The organism is Amycolatopsis sp. NPDC057786 (assembly GCF_042797905.1).
In the GTDB taxonomy this organism is placed as follows: Bacteria; Actinomycetota; Actinomycetes; order Mycobacteriales; family Pseudonocardiaceae; genus Amycolatopsis.
In genome coordinates, this window is the sequence record NZ_JBHVKW010000151.1 from 1 (window position 1) to 14,549 (window position 14,549).

The following is a 14,549-nucleotide window of genomic DNA, read 5'->3' on the forward strand; positions in this document are numbered from 1 at the left end:
GGCATCCACCCGGCCGCCGGTTTCCGGCGTTCACCGCTCCAAAAGCGCGAGCGCTTCGGCGGCGGCGCGATGCCCGGAACGGACGGCGCCGTCCATGTAGCCGTTCCAGATGTCCGAGGTCTCCGCGCCCGCCCAATGGATCCGACCGACCGGTTCGGCCAGCGCGGCCCCGTACTGGGTCCACCCGCCCGCGCCGAGGCGGCCGCCGTAGCAGCCGCGGGTGTGCTCCTCCTCCATCCAGTTCTGTTCGACGTAATCGATCGGGTCCGCCGCTCCCGGCCCGAACTGCTTCACCAGCGTGGCCACCGCTGCCTCGCGGCGTTCCCGGGGCGACAGGCGGGCGACCTCGCGGGCGTGGGCGCCCTCGAAGAAGCCGACGAGGACGCCGCACGAACCGTCCGGCGGCGAGTTGTCCAGGGTGACGCACAGCGGGTCGTCCAGGTTGAACGCGAACCCGTTGAGCCCGGCGTCGCGCCAGAACGGCGCCGGGTAGGCCACCTGCACCTTGATCACGCTGCCCATCGGGATCTGCTGGGTCAGCCCGTCGCGCGCCGCCGGGAGCGCCGGCTCGTAGCGCAGCCGCCCCGCCAGCGTGGGCGGGATCGCCACGATCACCCGCTGGGCGGCGATCCGCCCGCCGTCGTGGCACACCTCGACGCCGTCCGCGTGGTGGACGATGCCGCGGACCGGTACGCCGAGCGTGACGACGTCACCCAGCCGCTCGGCGAGCCGCTCGGAGATCAGGTGGGTGCCGCCCACGACACGCAGTTCCTGCGCACCGCCGGTGGTGCCGACGAGGATGTCCAGCGAGCCCGCGGATTTGACGTAGAACAGGAAGTGCAGCAACGACATCTCCGCCGGTTCCGCGGAGAACACGGCGGGGACGACGGCTCCCCAGAACGCGAGGGCCTCGGCGTCGTCCGTGGCGGCGCGAAGCCATTCGTCCAGGGTTTTGCGGTCCAGCTCCGCGGCTTCGGGTGACGTCCACGGAGAGGAGAGCGACACCGTCTCGGCCAACGCCTCGAGTTCGAACTTCATCCGGCCGGCTTCGAGCGCCGCCCGATCCGACAGCCCGAACGTTTCGCCGGTGTAGGTGGTGCGCCTGCCGTTGTAGATCGTCACGGCCGCTCCGTCGTCGTAAGTCGGAAACGTCTCGAGGCCGAGTTCGGCGACCAGTTTCAGGACCTCGGTCTGCGTCCGGCCGATCCATTGGCCGCCCAGCTCGACCGGCACCCCATTGACCAGTTCACGACCGAGGTTGCGGCCCGCCACCCGGTCCCGCGCCTCCAGCACGGCGACCGTGCGCCCCGCGCCGGTCAGCGCGCGAGCGGCCGTCAACCCCGCGAGGCCGGCTCCGATCACCACGACATCGACAGTGTGCACCGCAGGCTCCCCAAATTGTCGGTCGGTTGTCCGACTTAAAGTAGGACAGGCTTCCACCCGGCACAAGAGCCGATATGCGAAACTCGGACAGGACCGACGAAGGAGAAGCCGGATGGCCTACGTGAAGGCGGCGGAACGCGAGGGGCAGATCGTCACCGCGGCGATCCGGGTGCTCAGCACCGTCGGCGTCCCCGGGACCACTCTCCGCGGGGTGGCCGCCGAAGCGGGGATCTCGCTGGGCACCCTGCACTACGTATTCCCGAGCAAGGACCAGCTGCTGCGCGCGGTCATCGGCACGGTCGTCGACGAAATCTCCGACGCGCTGCGCAGTGGCCTCGACCCGGACCGAGGTTTCGAGCACGCGCTCCGGACGGGCATGACGACGTTCTGGGACAAGCTCGTCGAGGGCGACGTGGGGCTCCAGATCATGCAGTACGAGCTCTCCACCTACTCGTTGCGGAGCGAGGCACCGGACCTTGCCCGATCCCAGTACGACGCCTACATCTCGCTCGTGACCAGGCTCTGCGAACAGGCCGCCATCGCCGCCGGCGAACGCTGCGCCGTCGGCTTCGACACGCTGGGCCGGCTCGCGCTGGCCTCCGTCGACGGCCTGATCCTGCAGTACGTGGCCCATCCCGACCCGGCGCGCGCCCGCGGCGACCTCGAACGAGCGCTCGACATGATCGTGCTGCTGGCGGATCCGCAACCGGTCGCGACGCGCACCAAGCAGCCGCGGTAGCATTCAGATGCTGTCAACATCTGGGTTGAACATCTTAATGAAACCGGTGCGCATGCGAGTCCTGTTCGCCAGCCTTGCGTCGGTCGGCCATACCTATCCGCTGATCCCGCTCGCGATCGCCGCCAGGGACGCCGGACACGAGGTGCGTTTCGCCGCCGGCGAGAACGTCCACCCGCCGCTGCTCAGGAACGGTCTCAGGCCCTTTCGCCCGGCGGACGCGTTCTACGAGATCTACGCCGAGGATCTCGAACCGGAACTGGCACGGCTACGACCCGACCTCGTCGTGCACGAATGGGGACAACCCGGGGTGGCCGTCGCCGCCGAGCGCGCCGGGATCCCCGGACTCTGGCACGGGTTCGGCCGCCTGTTCCCCGACGGAATCGGGCTAGAGCGGCCGGCGCGCCCCGACCGGCCGCATCTCGACATCTGCCCACAGTCCTTGCAGGACAAGAACTTTCTCGCGACGGCCGAACGCGTCGCACTGCGCCCGGTGCCGTACTCCGAACCGGCGGTGCCCCCGTGGCGCGTCGAAAAGTCCGCTCGCCCGCTGATCTATCTGACGCTCGGCACCGCCTTCGGCACGCCGGAAGTGCTCACCACCGTGCTCCGGGGGCTGGCTCCGCTCGGCGCGCACGTGGTGGTCGCCTCGGGGCGGGTCCGCCCGGAGGAACTCGGCGCCGTACCGGACGACGTGACGGTGCGGCCGTGGATCCCGCAAGCGGATCTGCTGCCGCATGTCGACGTGGTCGTGCACCACGGCGGCAGCGGCACGACCCTCGGCGCGCTCTCCGTCGGCGTCCCGCAGCTGATCCTCCCGCAGGGAGCCGACCAGTTCGCCAACGCCGAAGCCCTGTGCGCGGCGGGTGCCGCGCTGAGCCTTCAGCCCGGCGAACCGAGCGCGGAAGCCGTCACCGAACACGTCGGGAGCCTGCTGGGGCGGAACGCCCATCGCGACGCGGCCAGGGCGATCGCCGAAGAGATCGCCCTGATGCCCTCCCCCGCCGAGATCGCCCGCGCGCTGCCGGACTGGGCCTCGTGACGGGTCAGAACCCGAAAAGCTCCTGCGGCACTTCGTGCTCGTCCGGCCAGGTCAGCCAGGCGACGTCGGTCGGGCCGATGGCGCAGTTGGCCACCCGCCAGGACCGCGGGTCGTCGTCGACGTTCGTCTCGCTCCGCTTCTTGAGCAGGGCGACGTAGACGTCGGACATGACGCCGTCGGCCCGCTTGTTCTCGTAGATGGTGCCGGCGTAGTAGGACCGACCGGGTTCGGTGCCGCGCATCGTCCCCTGCAGGAAGACCCACGGACCCAGCCGGTCGAGCTGTTCGACGGCCACCTGGACCCGATCGCCGAATTCCTGGTCGAGCCGGGCGGTGGCGGCCTGGAGTACCGCTTCCCGGACCGGGTCGCCGGGATTCAGCGACACCGGGACGGGTCGTGCGGACGGGGTGTACATCGAGCTACCTCCCACTGGCGGGCAGCGACGCGAGCGAACGCGTCAGCCTGCCCGGTGCTGCTCTGGCGGTCTGTCGGATCAGGTCGGCGGGGTGAGGATCTTCACGAGGCCGCCACCGCCGCCCATGCTGATCTTCTGCGAACCGTCGGGGTTGACGTTGTTCGAACCGATGAACTGGCCATCGCCCGCGTACAACACGACGTGCCCGCCGTTGTTCGAGATGACCACGTCGCCGGGTTTCGCTTCGGAGAGCGGCACCGACTTCCAGCCGTCCGCTTCGAGGTTGGCCGTCAGGCCCGCGACCGAGGCACTGGCCTGGCCCTTGTCGATCAGGCCCGCCGCCTCGAGACAGCCGGAAACGAAGTTCGCGCAGTTGACGTTGTTGGGCACCCAAGACTGCATGGCGGGCAGCTCGCCGCTGCCCTTGAGGTCGCCGGCGTTGCGGCCGAGGAACTGCTCGGCGATCTTCGCCGGGTTGTCGCCCCGCGCGTCGATCGGCTTCGCGGGCCTGCCGTCGCCCGGCACCCCGGCGGGGCCGCCGCCACCGCCGCCGCCTCCGCCACCACCGCCGCCGTCTCCCCCGCCGTAGCTGGGCGCACTGCCCACGTTGGAGTTGACCGGCTTCGCGTTGACGCTCGACGCCGTGGTCTGGCCGTCGTCGGCGGGGATGAGCTCGATGAAACCGCCTTCGATCTCCAGGCCGAGCGGCTTGAGGAGATCGTCGATCTGCTTCTCGGCGTCGTCCAGCGCCTTCTCGATCTCGTCCTTCTTGCCGTTCGAGTCTTTTTCGTTGAGCTGCCGGAGCCGCTCGATATCCGTCGCGGCGGCGGCGATCTCGTTGTCGTCCTTCGAGCTGTTCTTCCGGCGGCGGGCCGCGTCGATCAGCTTGCGGTTGTCCGCGTCCTTGTCGTTGGCTTCCTGGGCGAGCTGTGCGACCTTCTTCTTGACCTCGTCGAGGATCTCGGACACCCGCTGGAGGATGTTCTTGGCGGCCTCGGCCTTGTCGCTCACCTTGTAGCTGGCCTTGCCGAGCTTTTCGAGGTGTTCGGCGACGGCGTCGGCGTCCTTGCCCTCCCAGTTGCGGAGGACGTCGTCGCGGAAGACCTTGAGGTCGTCGCCGAGGTCGTTCGCCCTCGTCGCCGCGCCGCCGACCTTCCTCGCCTGGTCGTTGACCGCGCTCGAATTGAGCTTCTGCGCCTGCTGGGCGTGTTTGTCGATGGCGTCCAACGACTTCGGACGGTCGTGCGACGGGTCGTCGAGCGTGCTCGGATTCCGCTCCGCGGTGGTCATCGGTAAATCCCCCTGGTTCCCGTCTTCAGTCCGATCAGTCCCGCTCGCGGGCGCCGCCGCGGAGGGTGTCGACACCCGCGGCTTCGTCGTTCCGCATGCGCTGCGCGGCGTTGGCCAGTGCGTTCGACGCGGCGTCGACCAGCTTCGCGGCGGCCGCCAGTTCGGCGTTCACGCCGCGGTGGAAACCCTTCATCGTGGTCCCCGTGCTGGCCGCGTTCTTCAGGTCGCCGAACGCGCCTCCGGGATCACCGTCGCCCAGGTCCTTGCCCGCGCCGCTGTAGCCGTCCTTGAGCCCGCCGACCTTCTTGGCCAGCGCGGCGATCTGCTCTGGATCGAATCGGCGAGTCATGAATGATCCCTCCAGTCCGGCGCCTGCGCGCGTGCTTGCCTGACCCACACTGCTCTACCGCGCACCCTATGAGTTCCCACCCACGCGTGCGCACCGTTTCCCGAAACGCGATGACGCCGTTCGTGTACACCGACGCATCCGGCCGCGCGTTGGTTCCCGGAAGATTTCACCGGCGTCCTCGGCGGCAAGATCTTACCCTCCCGGCGCCCTTGGACAGCGGGATACCGGACGGCCTGAGCTACTTTCCGTAGCCGGTTCTCACCCGGTCGGGTGGGCGGCGTGCGCGAGAAAATGCCTTCCCCGGAGATCTGGCCGTTTGCCAGGATGGGCCGCGATGACCATCGACCGGCGCACTCGCGCCTTGAACTCCTTGTACGGATTGGCCCTCGGCGACGCACTGGGTTCCCAGTTCTTCGTCCCCGACAACCGCGACGCCTGGGAACGGCGGCAACCACCACCGAGCCCCTGGCAATGGACCGACGACGCCGAAATGGCGTGTTCCGTTTTCGCCGTGCTGGACCGGACCGGCCACGTCGACCAAGACCTGCTGGCCGCGAGCTTCGCGGAACACCACGACTTCGACCGCGGCTACGGGCCGTCCATGAACCGTCTGCTCCGGCTCGTCCGCGAGGGCGGCTCGTGGCGTGAACTGGCCACGGACCTGTTCGACGGGCAGGGCTCCTGGGGCAACGGCGCGGCCATGCGCGTCGCGCCGCTCGGTGCCTGGTTCGCCGGCGACCTCGACGAGGCCGCCCGCCAGGCGGCGCTTTCGGCCGAGGTGACCCACCGCCATCCGGACGGTGTCGCGGGTGCGATCGCCGTCGCCGTCGCCGCCGCGCTGGCCGCCGCCCCCGGCTCGCCGTCACCGGAGGACTTTCTCGACCAGGTGCTGCGGCGGGTTCCGCCGGGCCGCGTGCACGACGGCGTCCGCGACGCCGTGGGCCTGGTTCAGGAGCCCTCGGCCGCGATCGCCGCCCGGAAACTGGGCAACGGCAGCCACACCGGCGCCCACGACACCGTGCCCTTCACCCTGTGGGCGGCGGCCCGCAACCTCGATGACTACGAGCGGGCCTTTTGGACCACGGCCGGCGCCGGTGGCGACATCGACACCACGTGCGCCATCGTCGGCGGCATCGTCGCGGCGCGCGTCGGTGCCGAAGGCCTGCCGGCGTCGTGGCGGGCCGCTTGCGAACCGCTCCCCGGCTGGGCCGTCTAAACCAAGCCCAGTTCGCGGGCCCGGACGCCCGCCTGGAAACGGGACTCGGCACCCAGCGCCGCCATCAGCTCGGCCACCCGTCGCCGGTAGGTCCGCACGCCGAGGCCGAGGCTCCGGGCGGCGGCTTCGTCCTTGACGCCGCTGCCGAGCAGGTCCAGCACGGCGGGCGCGAGCAGCCGGATCTCGGACACCTGCGCGTCGAAGACGGCGAGATCGGTCGCCCCTCGCCAGGTCGCCTCGAACAGCGACATCACGCCCTGCACGGTTTCGGGCTGGGTGATGACGCTGTAGCCGCGCTGCCCGGCGACGAGGTCGCCCGCCAGGATGACGAGCCTGCCGTCCATCACGATCGTCTCGTTGACGTCCTCGGTCGAAATCCGGATCTGGGCTCCGAACCGGTCGCGGACCCTCGCGAGCTCCTGCGCGGCTCCCTGGTCGAGCAGCAGACCGGCGCGGTAGATCTTGCGGATCCGCACCTGGCCCGCCCGGCGTTCGGCGGCCGCGGTGAGTTCGTCGGATCTGCGCTCGGCCACCCAGGTCGCGAGGTCGTTGGCGGCGCACGCCAGGTCGGTCACGGTCGGGAACAGGTGCCCGATCCGGCGGAACAGCTCCTCTTCGCCGCGCACGACCGTCACCGCATCACTCGTCCGCATGGCATCGATACTGCCCGAGCCGCGACCGGCTGGCAGTTTGTTGCCATTTTCTGACTACGGACGGGCCCGTCGCGACGCTGGTGGTCATGACGAACCTTCACGACAACTCCGCCGGTACTTGGCGGCTCGGCGACCTGACCGTCAACCGGCTCGGCCTCGGCGCGATGCGGCTGACCGGGATGCCGTGGGACGAGAAGCCCAAGAGCCGCGAGTCCGCGATCGCCGTCCTGCGCCGCGCGATCGAACTCGGCGTCGACCATATCGACACCGCTTCGTTCTACTTCACGCCCACGCGCTCGGCGAACGAGTTGATCAGTACCGCGCTCCAGCCCTATCCCGAGAACCTCGTGATCACCACGAAAGTCGGCGCCTGCCGCTCCCGCGACGGCGAATTCTCCTTCGCCCGCCCGGACCAGCTCCGCGGTCAGGTCGAAGAGAACATCCGGCAGCTCGGCCTCGACCACCTCGACGTCGTCAATCTGCGCTGGGGCGCCGCGATGGGCAAGGAACCCGGCTCGGTGGCCGAACACTTCGGCGCGCTGGCGGACCTGCGCGAGGCCGGTCTGATCCGCCATCTGGGTGTTTCCAACGTCGTGGCGGACCAGCTGACCGAGGCTCTGTCCATCGCTCCGGTGGTCTGCGTGCAGAACCGCTACGGCCTGGCCGACCGGGAGGACGACGCGCTCGTCGACCTGTGCGGTGAGCACGGCGTCGCGTTCGTGCCCTTCTTCGCCGTCACCACTTCGCTTCCCGGCGCCGCCACGACCGACGCCGTTCCGGGGCAGGCCGAGGTCGCGAAGGTCGCCGCGGCACACGACGCGACCCCGGCGCAGATCCGGCTCGCCTGGACGCTGCACCGCGGCGCGCACGTGCTCGCCATCCCCGGGACCGGTGACCCCAGGCATCTGGAGGAGAACGTCGCGGCTGGCGGTCTGCGATTGAGCGAGGAGGAACTGGCGCTGCTCGACGGTGTCGGCTCGGTCGCGGGCTAGCGCGGGGGTCGCGGTTGGTCGCGGACTCTCACGACCCGACGTGGGTACAGGTGGTCGTGACCGATGGGACGACACGACGCGCAGCGGGAGTTCCGCCGCGAGTCGTCAAGCTGAACACGTGTGTCGTCCGTCCAGTCACGCGTGTCGTCCATCCAGACACGCGAAATCCCCGACACGGGACCTCACCGGCGGATCCGGTGGTCCACGGCGACCCAGTTCGTCTCCCAGGTCGTCCCGCCGTCGGCCGAGAACGCCTGCTCGAAGCGCGCCTCGTCCGGGCCTTGCCGGAAGACGAGGAAGCGCACCTTGATCGGACGGCCGCCGAGCTGGTCGTCACCGTGGAATTCGCCGACGCCGTCGCGGAAACCGCCATGGACCGAAGGGGTGAGCAGGCCGTCCCGCATGTTGACGAAGGTCAGGCTCCACCGCCCCGCCTGCGGTTCGTACAGCCGCAGGTTGAGCGCGTCGATGCGCCCGTTCGGGCCCGAGACCTCGAATTCGAGGACGTTCGCCCGCCGGTCCATGAGCGGGCGGACGGTGCTGGTGCCCGCGAAGAGGAGCCACTGGTCCGCGGACTCCGAAAGCGGCTCGGCGAGTACCCGCACCGTGGAGCGCCAGGTGCCGATCTCCCAGTCGAACGCGCGTTGCCCGTCTGGCGAAGTCGAGGCGGCGCCCGACGCGGCCGTGGCGATCAGCATCAGGGCCGAAAGGCCCACTGTCAGCATTCGTTTGTATGGCACGGTCATGGTCCGACTATCCGAGCGGAGGACGACCATGGACAAGAAGGCACCTGCGAGTAACCTTCCGCGTCCCAACCCGCTGCCCGGCTGCCCGATGGCGGCCGCGTTCGCCGCGATCGGCGGGAAATGGAAGCTGACGCTGGTGTACTGGCTCGCCCACGGCGAGTCCCATTTCGCCGGCCTCCGCCGCCGGGGCGCCCCCATCACACCCAAGGTGCTGGCCGAGCAGTTGCGCGAACTCGAGGCCGACGGGCTCGTCGAACGTGTGGTGACCGGGCCCGTCCCGGCACGCGTCATCTACCGGCTCACTCCTTACGGGACGACGGTCCTGCCGGTGGTCGAGGAAGTGAGGGTCTGGGGCGAAACGCACCTCGAGCGCACCCGTGGCGACGCCGCGCCGAACCCGGCGATGAGCTGCGCCGAGTCGATCGGATAGCGAACTCGCGTGATCAGAGACGTAACTCGCGTGATTGAACGGCGAACTCACCGTATTCCGGCTCGGCGGGCGGCGGTCGCCGTGGCGAGGGTCTGAAGCACCTCCTGGGTGGCGGCGATGTCGATGCAGGCGTCCGTGATGGACTGGCCGTAGGTGAGCGGCCGGTCCGGGTGGAGGTCCTGGCGGCCCGCCTTGAGGTTGGATTCGAGCATGACGCCGACGATGCCGCGCTGACCGTTCTTGATCTGTTCGGCGATCTGGTCGGCGACGACGGCCTGCCGCAGGTGGTCCTTGCGGCTGTTGTCGTGGCTGGCGTCGATCACCACGCGCCGGGGCAGTCCCGCGTTCTGCAGGGTGGTGAGCGCCGCGCGGACGGACGCCGGGTTGTGGTTGGGCGCGCTGTTGCCGCCGCGCAGTACGAGATGGCAGTCCGGATTGCCGACCGTGTGCAGGATCGCGGGCAGGCCACTGGGGTCGACGCCGGGAACGACGTGGCGCGCTTCGGCGGCACGGATGGCGTCGACGGCGACGGTGACATCGCCGTCCCGGCGGTTCTTGAAGCCGACCGGCATGGACAGCCCGCTGGCCAGCATGCGGTGGTTCTGGCTTTCCACCGTGCGGGCGCCGATCGCGCCCCACGAGACGGTGTCGGCGAGGTACGCCGGGATCGTGGTGTCCAGCCATTCGCACGCGGCGGGCAGGCCGCCCTCGGCGAGTTCGAGGAGCAGATCCCTGGCGATGCGCAGGCCGCGGTTGACGTCGCCGGTGCCGTCGAGGTGAGGGTCGTTGATGAGCCCCTTCCAGCCGCCGACCGTCCGGGGCTTCTCGAAGTACACGCGCATGACGACCAGGAGATCGTCGGAGAACCGGCCGGCGAGGGCGGCGAGGCGGTCGGCGTATTCGAGCGCCGCCGCGGGGTCGTGGATGGAACAGGGCCCGGCGATCACGAGCAGCCGGTCGTCCGTGCCGTCGAGGACGCGCAGGACGTTTTCCCTGCCGTGGCGCACCGTGTCGGCCGCGTTGGCGCCGAGCGGCAGCTCGTGGTGCAGCAGGGCGGGCGTGACCAGCGGGACCATCCGGTCGATGCGCTGGTTGTCGAGTTCGACCGTGGCGAGGGTTGTCATCACAGATATCCAGGATTTCTGCCGGCACCGGGCGAAGGGAAAGCCGGGATTTCCGGCCCGGACGGCGGTCTCGGGTGAACGAAGAAACAAACCCGGCGTTGTTCGAGCGAGAAAGTCTCTTACTCCGGAATCTTCCACCAACCGCCACCCGGAACAATGGTCCAACCCGAATTCAGCGACCGGTCCAGATCGGATCCCGTTTCTCGGCGAAGGCACGGGCGCCTTCGCTCGCGTCCGCACTGGCCCGTCGCCGTTCTTCCCAGTGATACGAGGTTTTGAACGCTTCCTCCAGCGGAAGGTCGAGCGAACGCAGCGCGGCCTCCTTGATCGCGCGGACCGAAAGCGGGGCGGCGCGCACCAGGCTTTCGGTCCATTCGGCGACGCATCGGTCCAATTCGGCGAACGGCACGACTTCGTTGACCAGTCCGTGGTGAAGGGCCGTCGCCGCGTCCATTCTGCGGCCGGTCAGCAGATAGCCCATCGCCACCTTCAGCGGAAGCTGCCGCGGCAACCGGAACACGCCACCCGCCCCGGCGATCAGCCCGAGCCGGACCTCCGGCAACGCGAAGACCGCCTCGTCGGAGGCGATGACGATGTCGCACGCGAGCGCCAGTTCGAAGCCACCGCCCAGCGCGTAGCCGTGCACACGGCCGACCACCGGTTTGGACAGGGTGAACCGGTCGGTCAGCCGGGGATGTCCCGGCTGACCGCTGCTGCCGAACGTCGACGCCTCGACGCCTTCCTCGGTCAGCCGCGCGCGTTCCTTGAGGTCCTGCCCGACCGAGAACGCGCGATCCCCCGCACCCGTCAGCACCACCGCACGGACGTCGTCGTCGGCTTCGACGTCGTCCCAGACCCCGGCGAGTTCCGCGTGCATCCGCCGGTCCATCGCGTTCAGCACTTCGGGCCGGTTCATCGTCACGTACGCGACGTGGTCCTTCTTTTCGTACCGCACCGGGTCTTCGCTCATCGCGAGCCCACCGCGAAACCGTCCACCTTGCCGATCACGTCCGCGCCGTAGATGCGCAGGGCCTGCTGCAACGCGAATTCCGCGATATACCGGCGAAACTCCTCCGGGGGTTCCTCGGCCAGGTTCAGCATGCGCCGGTTGGCGACCACGGCCTCCCCGTCGAGCCTGGCCAGCGCGCCGTCGATCGCCGCGTCCATTTCCTCCGGCGCGACGACCTCGTCGACGATCGACCGGGCGTCCGGCTCGTCCGCCTGGAGCTTGCGGCCGCCGAGGATGACCTGCCGGGCCACACGAGGCCCGGCGATTCGGGAAAGCCGGAAGTTGGACACCCCGGGGATGATCCCCTCCTTCGCCGCCGGAAGGCTGAGGTACGCGTCGGACGCCGCCAGCACGTGGTCGAAAACCAGCAGCAGCTGGGTCCCGCCGCCGATGGCGAAGGAATCGACGGCCGCCATCCAGGGCTTGTCGGTGAACCTGGAGTGCCAGGAATCGTCCGTCAGCAGACCGCGGAAGATCTTCTGGATATAGCCCGCTTCGCGCCGCAGGAGGAAGTCGACGAGCGGGATCTCACCGGCGCTGAGCTTCTTGAGGTTGATCCCCGCGCAGAACACCCGGCGCCCCAGATAGCGGGGATGGCTCATCACCCCGCCCCGCACCAGCCCCATCCGGACGGACGGGTCGAGCAGCGTCAGATCGACCGCGGTCTCCATGTCGTCGACCTGCTGGGCGTCCTCGGCGTTCAGGCAGTCGTCGCGGCACAGGGTCAGGTGCGCGACGCCGTCACGGCGTTCCAGCCGGACGGCCTCCATCTCCACGACACCGGTCGCCAGGAATTCGGGCAGCAGCCGCTGTGCCTTGGCGGTGGGCCGGAGCATGGCGTCGAGCAGATGCGGGCCGGCCTTCGGCGCGCGCAGGATCCCGCGCAGGAAGATGCCCTGGTCGATCTCGCGCCCTTCCTTCTCCGCCTGCGGACGCGACCGCTCGGCCGCCATCTGCTGCTCCGAGGGCACCAGACCGGGGAAGGCGAGCGCGGCGGCCCGGACGAGTTCGTCGAGGCGCAGGTACCGCGTCCGGCCGTCGGTCAGTTCGGCGTAGATCTCTTCGGCGTGCGCCTCGACGAAGGCCGTGCGCGCCGCCCGGATCTCGTCGTCGACCCGGTGGGCCTCGCCCGCCAGGGCCCGGAGATCGAGCCCTGGCGCGCTGTCCGTCGTCACGACTTGGCTTCCCGCCGCAGGGCCCGGTCCGCCGCGGCCAGATGGGACCCGAGTGCCTCCTCGAAGGTGGTCGAGCCCGCTTCGAAGATCAGCTGGCGCCGGATGGCCGCCTCGGCGCCGTCCGTGACACCGTCCAATGAGGACAGTGTCGCGGCCGGGTCGCCGGACACCTCGTCGATCAGGTTGAGCGCGAGCGCCCGGTCCGTCCCGATCGGGGTGCCGAGCAGCACGGCACGCCGGATGCCCGCCGCGCCCGCCTGCTTGGTGAGCCGGTACACGGTCATCCCCGGCCAGGTGCCGCCACCCGCCGACGCGAGCCGCAAGGTGGTACCCGGCTCGGCGATCCGGACGTCGGCGGCGAGCAGGAGATCCAGTGCCATCCCGGAGCATTCGCCCGATGCCACCACGGCCGTGAGCCTGCCGAGACGTTCGAACCGGCGCACGGCCCGCTCCCATTTGGACACCAAGCCGACCTCGAGCCCCTTCGCCCAATCAGCGGGCGGAGCACCCGTGACGTGGACGGTCACCGGTCCCGGCTCACGCTGGTCCTCGGCACGGTCGCAGAGCGCGGCGATCTCCTCGACGGCCGCGGCGGACAGCGGACGGGAGCCGTCGAAACGCAGCACCAGGTCGCCCTTGTTTTCGTTACGCGTCACCATTGAATAAGCGCCATTTCGATTGTGGAGCCAGGCCCCATGGTCATGAGCACGCCGTAGTCCCCCGGGCGGGCGACGTCTTCGTCGGCGAGCCGCTCGTAGGAGAAGAGGAAGGAGCCGCTGGAGAGGTTCCCGTAGTCGCGGAGCACGCCGGTGGTGTGGCGGACGTCGTACCGGCTCAGGCCGAGGTTGACGACGACCGCGTCGATCACCTTCTTCCCCCCGGAATGCACCAGCCAGTGGCCGATGTCGCTGCGGCGCAGACCCGTCCCGGACAGGAGCCGGTCGATGACGATTTCGGCGTGCGCCCCGACCACGTAGGGAATCTGCGGGTCGAGGAAGAAACTGAACCGGTCCTGGTCACGGTCCCAGTCGTAGCGCATCGCGTCGACCGCGTCGGTGATGATGTAGCTGGCGAATTTCAGGACGCGCGGACCCGGCACACGCCCGTCACCGGAAACGAGCGCGAGCGCCGCGGATCCGTCGCCGAAAAGACTGTTGACCACCGCGGTCCGCATCGTGCCGTCCAGGGCGTAGGCGGCGGAGCACGCCTCGCTGCACAGGACGACGCCGAGTTCGCCAGGGTGCGCCGCGGACCAGCCCGCGACCACGTTGAGCGCGTTGAGACCGGCGTTGCAGCCCATGCCCACGATGTCCGACCGGCTGCAGTGCGGGTCGATGCCCAGCTCGCGGATGATCAGCGCGCTGAGGCCGGGGGTGAGGAATCCGGTCGAGGTGACACAGCAGAGGTGACGCAGGTCCGAAAGCGTCGCTCCCGCCGACTTCAGGCAGGCTTCGAGCGCGCGGCACCCCATGTCGACGGCGATCTTCTTGTGCTTGTCGAGCAGATCGCCCTGCGGTTCGGCCGCGCGTGCGCCGCCAGGCTCTTCCGGCGGCAGGGTGAGGAAACGCCGCTCGATGGCGCTGTTCAGGAAGACCGAGCGGATCTTCGGATCTTCGATGCCGAGGATCTCGATGAGTTCGGTCTGCGAGTAGGACGCCGAGGAGACCGCGGTCCCCACGCCGGCGAACCGGGTGATCTCGGTGAGTCCGGTGAGGACGGAAAGGTCTTCGGCCGGTTCGATGATGGCAGTCATCGGTACATCCACCCCCATGTTCTGAGCTTGCTCCGAAGCAGCTGCTTGACCTGCGCAGCGGGCATTGGTCTCACCTTTCGCGGATCTCAGTGGACAATTCCGAAATTAGGCTTCGCGGATCTCGATGGTCAACGCGTCCAAGGCCTTTTCGCGCCGGAAACCGTTACCGGCTCACGATTCGGGACCCGGGGAGCATGTCGCGAAAGCCACTTTCGGGACATCTGGTGTCCCGAAAG

The 14,549-nt window shown here is 69.4% G+C and carries 16 protein-coding genes; 5 read left to right on the forward strand and 11 right to left on the reverse strand.

Annotation, left to right across the window (positions count from 1 at the left end):
* Positions 1-30: 30 nt before the first annotated feature.
* Positions 31-1,383 carry a flavin monoamine oxidase family protein gene (locus ACFVM3_RS39835; protein WP_378444964.1) on the reverse strand — a complete coding sequence of 451 codons (1,353 nt, stop codon included), beginning with the start codon at positions 1,381-1,383 and terminating at the stop codon, positions 31-33.
* A 112-nt stretch (positions 1,384-1,495) separates the two neighbouring features.
* On the opposite strand from ACFVM3_RS39835, the gene ACFVM3_RS39840 reads away from it, so the two are divergent.
* Together ACFVM3_RS39840 and ACFVM3_RS39845 are read left to right on the forward strand one after the other, a co-directional pair.
* Positions 1,496-2,122 carry a TetR/AcrR family transcriptional regulator gene (locus ACFVM3_RS39840; RefSeq protein ID WP_378444965.1) on the forward strand — a complete coding sequence of 209 codons (627 nt, stop codon included), beginning with the start codon at positions 1,496-1,498 and terminating at the stop codon, positions 2,120-2,122.
* 52 nt (positions 2,123-2,174) lie between these two features.
* A complete protein-coding gene (locus tag ACFVM3_RS39845; protein WP_378444978.1) occupies positions 2,175-3,161 on the forward strand; it encodes a glycosyltransferase in 987 nt (328 codons plus the stop codon).
* A 4-nt stretch (positions 3,162-3,165) separates the two neighbouring features.
* Here the strand turns inward: ACFVM3_RS39845 and ACFVM3_RS39850 are convergent, their stop codons facing one another.
* The 3 genes from ACFVM3_RS39850 to ACFVM3_RS39860 all read right to left on the reverse strand — a co-directional run bounded on the left by ACFVM3_RS39850 (position 3,166) and on the right by ACFVM3_RS39860 (position 5,215).
* On the reverse strand, positions 3,166-3,576 hold the full coding sequence (locus tag ACFVM3_RS39850) for a hypothetical protein (protein ID WP_378444966.1): 411 nt from the start codon (positions 3,574-3,576) through the stop codon (positions 3,166-3,168).
* Positions 3,577-3,654: 78 nt separating this feature from the next.
* Positions 3,655-4,866, reverse strand: coding sequence for a peptidoglycan-binding protein (locus tag ACFVM3_RS39855; protein ID WP_378444967.1), 1,212 nt, complete (start codon positions 4,864-4,866; stop codon positions 3,655-3,657).
* A gap of 34 nt (positions 4,867-4,900) precedes the next feature.
* Positions 4,901-5,215, reverse strand: a complete 315-nt coding sequence (locus tag ACFVM3_RS39860; RefSeq protein WP_034313468.1) for a hypothetical protein — start codon at positions 5,213-5,215, stop codon at positions 4,901-4,903.
* Between the two features lie 334 nt (positions 5,216-5,549).
* Between ACFVM3_RS39860 and ACFVM3_RS39865 the strand changes: the two genes are divergently transcribed.
* Entirely contained in the window at positions 5,550-6,431 is an 882-nt protein-coding gene (locus ACFVM3_RS39865; RefSeq protein WP_378444968.1) for an ADP-ribosylglycohydrolase family protein, read from the forward strand.
* Here the strand turns inward: ACFVM3_RS39865 and ACFVM3_RS39870 are convergent.
* A complete protein-coding gene (locus ACFVM3_RS39870) occupies positions 6,428-7,084 on the reverse strand; it encodes a DNA-binding response regulator (RefSeq protein WP_378444969.1) in 657 nt (218 codons plus the stop codon). The two genes, ACFVM3_RS39865 and ACFVM3_RS39870, sit on opposite strands and share 4 nt — an antisense overlap.
* An 86-nt stretch (positions 7,085-7,170) precedes the next feature.
* On the opposite strand from ACFVM3_RS39870, the gene ACFVM3_RS39875 reads away from it, so the two are divergent.
* Positions 7,171-8,076 (forward strand): oxidoreductase, encoded by a 906-nt coding sequence (locus ACFVM3_RS39875; protein WP_378444970.1) that lies wholly within the window; start codon positions 7,171-7,173, stop codon positions 8,074-8,076.
* A 182-nt stretch (positions 8,077-8,258) separates the two neighbouring features.
* Here the strand turns inward: ACFVM3_RS39875 and ACFVM3_RS39880 are convergent, their stop codons facing one another.
* Positions 8,259-8,822, reverse strand: coding sequence for a hypothetical protein (locus ACFVM3_RS39880; protein ID WP_378444971.1), 564 nt, complete (start codon positions 8,820-8,822; stop codon positions 8,259-8,261).
* Between the two features lie 28 nt (positions 8,823-8,850).
* Here ACFVM3_RS39880 and ACFVM3_RS39885 point away from each other — a divergent pair, with 28 nt between their 5' ends.
* The gene (locus ACFVM3_RS39885) at positions 8,851-9,252 is read left to right on the forward strand and encodes a winged helix-turn-helix transcriptional regulator (protein ID WP_378444972.1); all 402 of its coding nucleotides are present in this window, start codon (positions 8,851-8,853) and stop codon (positions 9,250-9,252) included.
* Positions 9,253-9,299: 47 nt separating this feature from the next.
* Here the strand turns inward: ACFVM3_RS39885 and ACFVM3_RS39890 are convergent, their stop codons facing one another.
* From ACFVM3_RS39890 to dpgA, 5 genes are all read right to left on the reverse strand, one after another.
* Positions 9,300-10,376, reverse strand: a complete 1,077-nt coding sequence (locus ACFVM3_RS39890; RefSeq protein ID WP_378444973.1) for a 3-deoxy-7-phosphoheptulonate synthase — start codon at positions 10,374-10,376, stop codon at positions 9,300-9,302.
* A 172-nt stretch (positions 10,377-10,548) separates the two neighbouring features.
* Positions 10,549-11,346, reverse strand: a complete 798-nt coding sequence (gene dpgD, locus ACFVM3_RS39895) for an enoyl-CoA-hydratase DpgD (RefSeq protein WP_378444974.1) — start codon at positions 11,344-11,346, stop codon at positions 10,549-10,551.
* On the reverse strand, positions 11,343-12,560 hold the full coding sequence (gene dpgC / locus ACFVM3_RS39900) for a (3,5-dihydroxyphenyl)acetyl-CoA 1,2-dioxygenase DpgC (RefSeq protein ID WP_378444975.1): 1,218 nt from the start codon (positions 12,558-12,560) through the stop codon (positions 11,343-11,345). Before dpgC ends, dpgD begins: the two co-directional genes overlap by 4 nt.
* The gene (gene dpgB / locus ACFVM3_RS39905; protein ID WP_378444976.1) at positions 12,557-13,219 is read right to left on the reverse strand and encodes an enoyl-CoA-hydratase DpgB; all 663 of its coding nucleotides are present in this window, start codon (positions 13,217-13,219) and stop codon (positions 12,557-12,559) included. Before dpgB ends, dpgC begins: the two co-directional genes overlap by 4 nt.
* Positions 13,213-14,313, reverse strand: a complete 1,101-nt coding sequence (dpgA, locus tag ACFVM3_RS39910; protein ID WP_378444977.1) for a 3,5-dihydroxyphenylacetyl-CoA synthase DpgA — start codon at positions 14,311-14,313, stop codon at positions 13,213-13,215. Before dpgA ends, dpgB begins: the two co-directional genes overlap by 7 nt.
* Positions 14,314-14,549: the final 236 nt, after the last annotated feature.

What these genes read in the sequence shown, in the direction of transcription:
- ACFVM3_RS39890 (WP_378444973.1), bottom strand. Translation starts at nt 10,376, where the DNA reads ATGACAACCCTCGCCACGGTCGAACTCGACAACCAGCGCATCGACCGG.
- ACFVM3_RS39840 (WP_378444965.1), top strand. Translation starts at nt 1,496, where the DNA reads ATGGCCTACGTGAAGGCGGCGGAACGCGAGGGGCAGATCGTCACCGCG.
- ACFVM3_RS39845 (WP_378444978.1), top strand. Translation starts at nt 2,175, where the DNA reads ATGCGAGTCCTGTTCGCCAGCCTTGCGTCGGTCGGCCATACCTATCCG.
- ACFVM3_RS39860 (WP_034313468.1), bottom strand. Translation starts at nt 5,215, where the DNA reads ATGACTCGCCGATTCGATCCAGAGCAGATCGCCGCGCTGGCCAAGAAG.
- ACFVM3_RS39855 (WP_378444967.1), bottom strand. Translation starts at nt 4,866, where the DNA reads ATGACCACCGCGGAGCGGAATCCGAGCACGCTCGACGACCCGTCGCAC.
- dpgD (WP_378444974.1), bottom strand. Translation starts at nt 11,346, where the DNA reads ATGAGCGAAGACCCGGTGCGGTACGAAAAGAAGGACCACGTCGCGTAC.
- ACFVM3_RS39870 (WP_378444969.1), bottom strand. Translation starts at nt 7,084, where the DNA reads ATGCGGACGAGTGATGCGGTGACGGTCGTGCGCGGCGAAGAGGAGCTG.
- dpgA (WP_378444977.1), bottom strand. Translation starts at nt 14,313, where the DNA reads ATGACTGCCATCATCGAACCGGCCGAAGACCTTTCCGTCCTCACCGGA.
- ACFVM3_RS39850 (WP_378444966.1), bottom strand. Translation starts at nt 3,576, where the DNA reads ATGTACACCCCGTCCGCACGACCCGTCCCGGTGTCGCTGAATCCCGGC.
- ACFVM3_RS39885 (WP_378444972.1), top strand. Translation starts at nt 8,851, where the DNA reads ATGGACAAGAAGGCACCTGCGAGTAACCTTCCGCGTCCCAACCCGCTG.
- ACFVM3_RS39875 (WP_378444970.1), top strand. Translation starts at nt 7,171, where the DNA reads ATGACGAACCTTCACGACAACTCCGCCGGTACTTGGCGGCTCGGCGAC.
- ACFVM3_RS39880 (WP_378444971.1), bottom strand. Translation starts at nt 8,822, where the DNA reads ATGACCGTGCCATACAAACGAATGCTGACAGTGGGCCTTTCGGCCCTG.
- dpgB (WP_378444976.1), bottom strand. Translation starts at nt 13,219, where the DNA reads ATGGTGACGCGTAACGAAAACAAGGGCGACCTGGTGCTGCGTTTCGAC.
- ACFVM3_RS39865 (WP_378444968.1), top strand. Translation starts at nt 5,550, where the DNA reads ATGACCATCGACCGGCGCACTCGCGCCTTGAACTCCTTGTACGGATTG.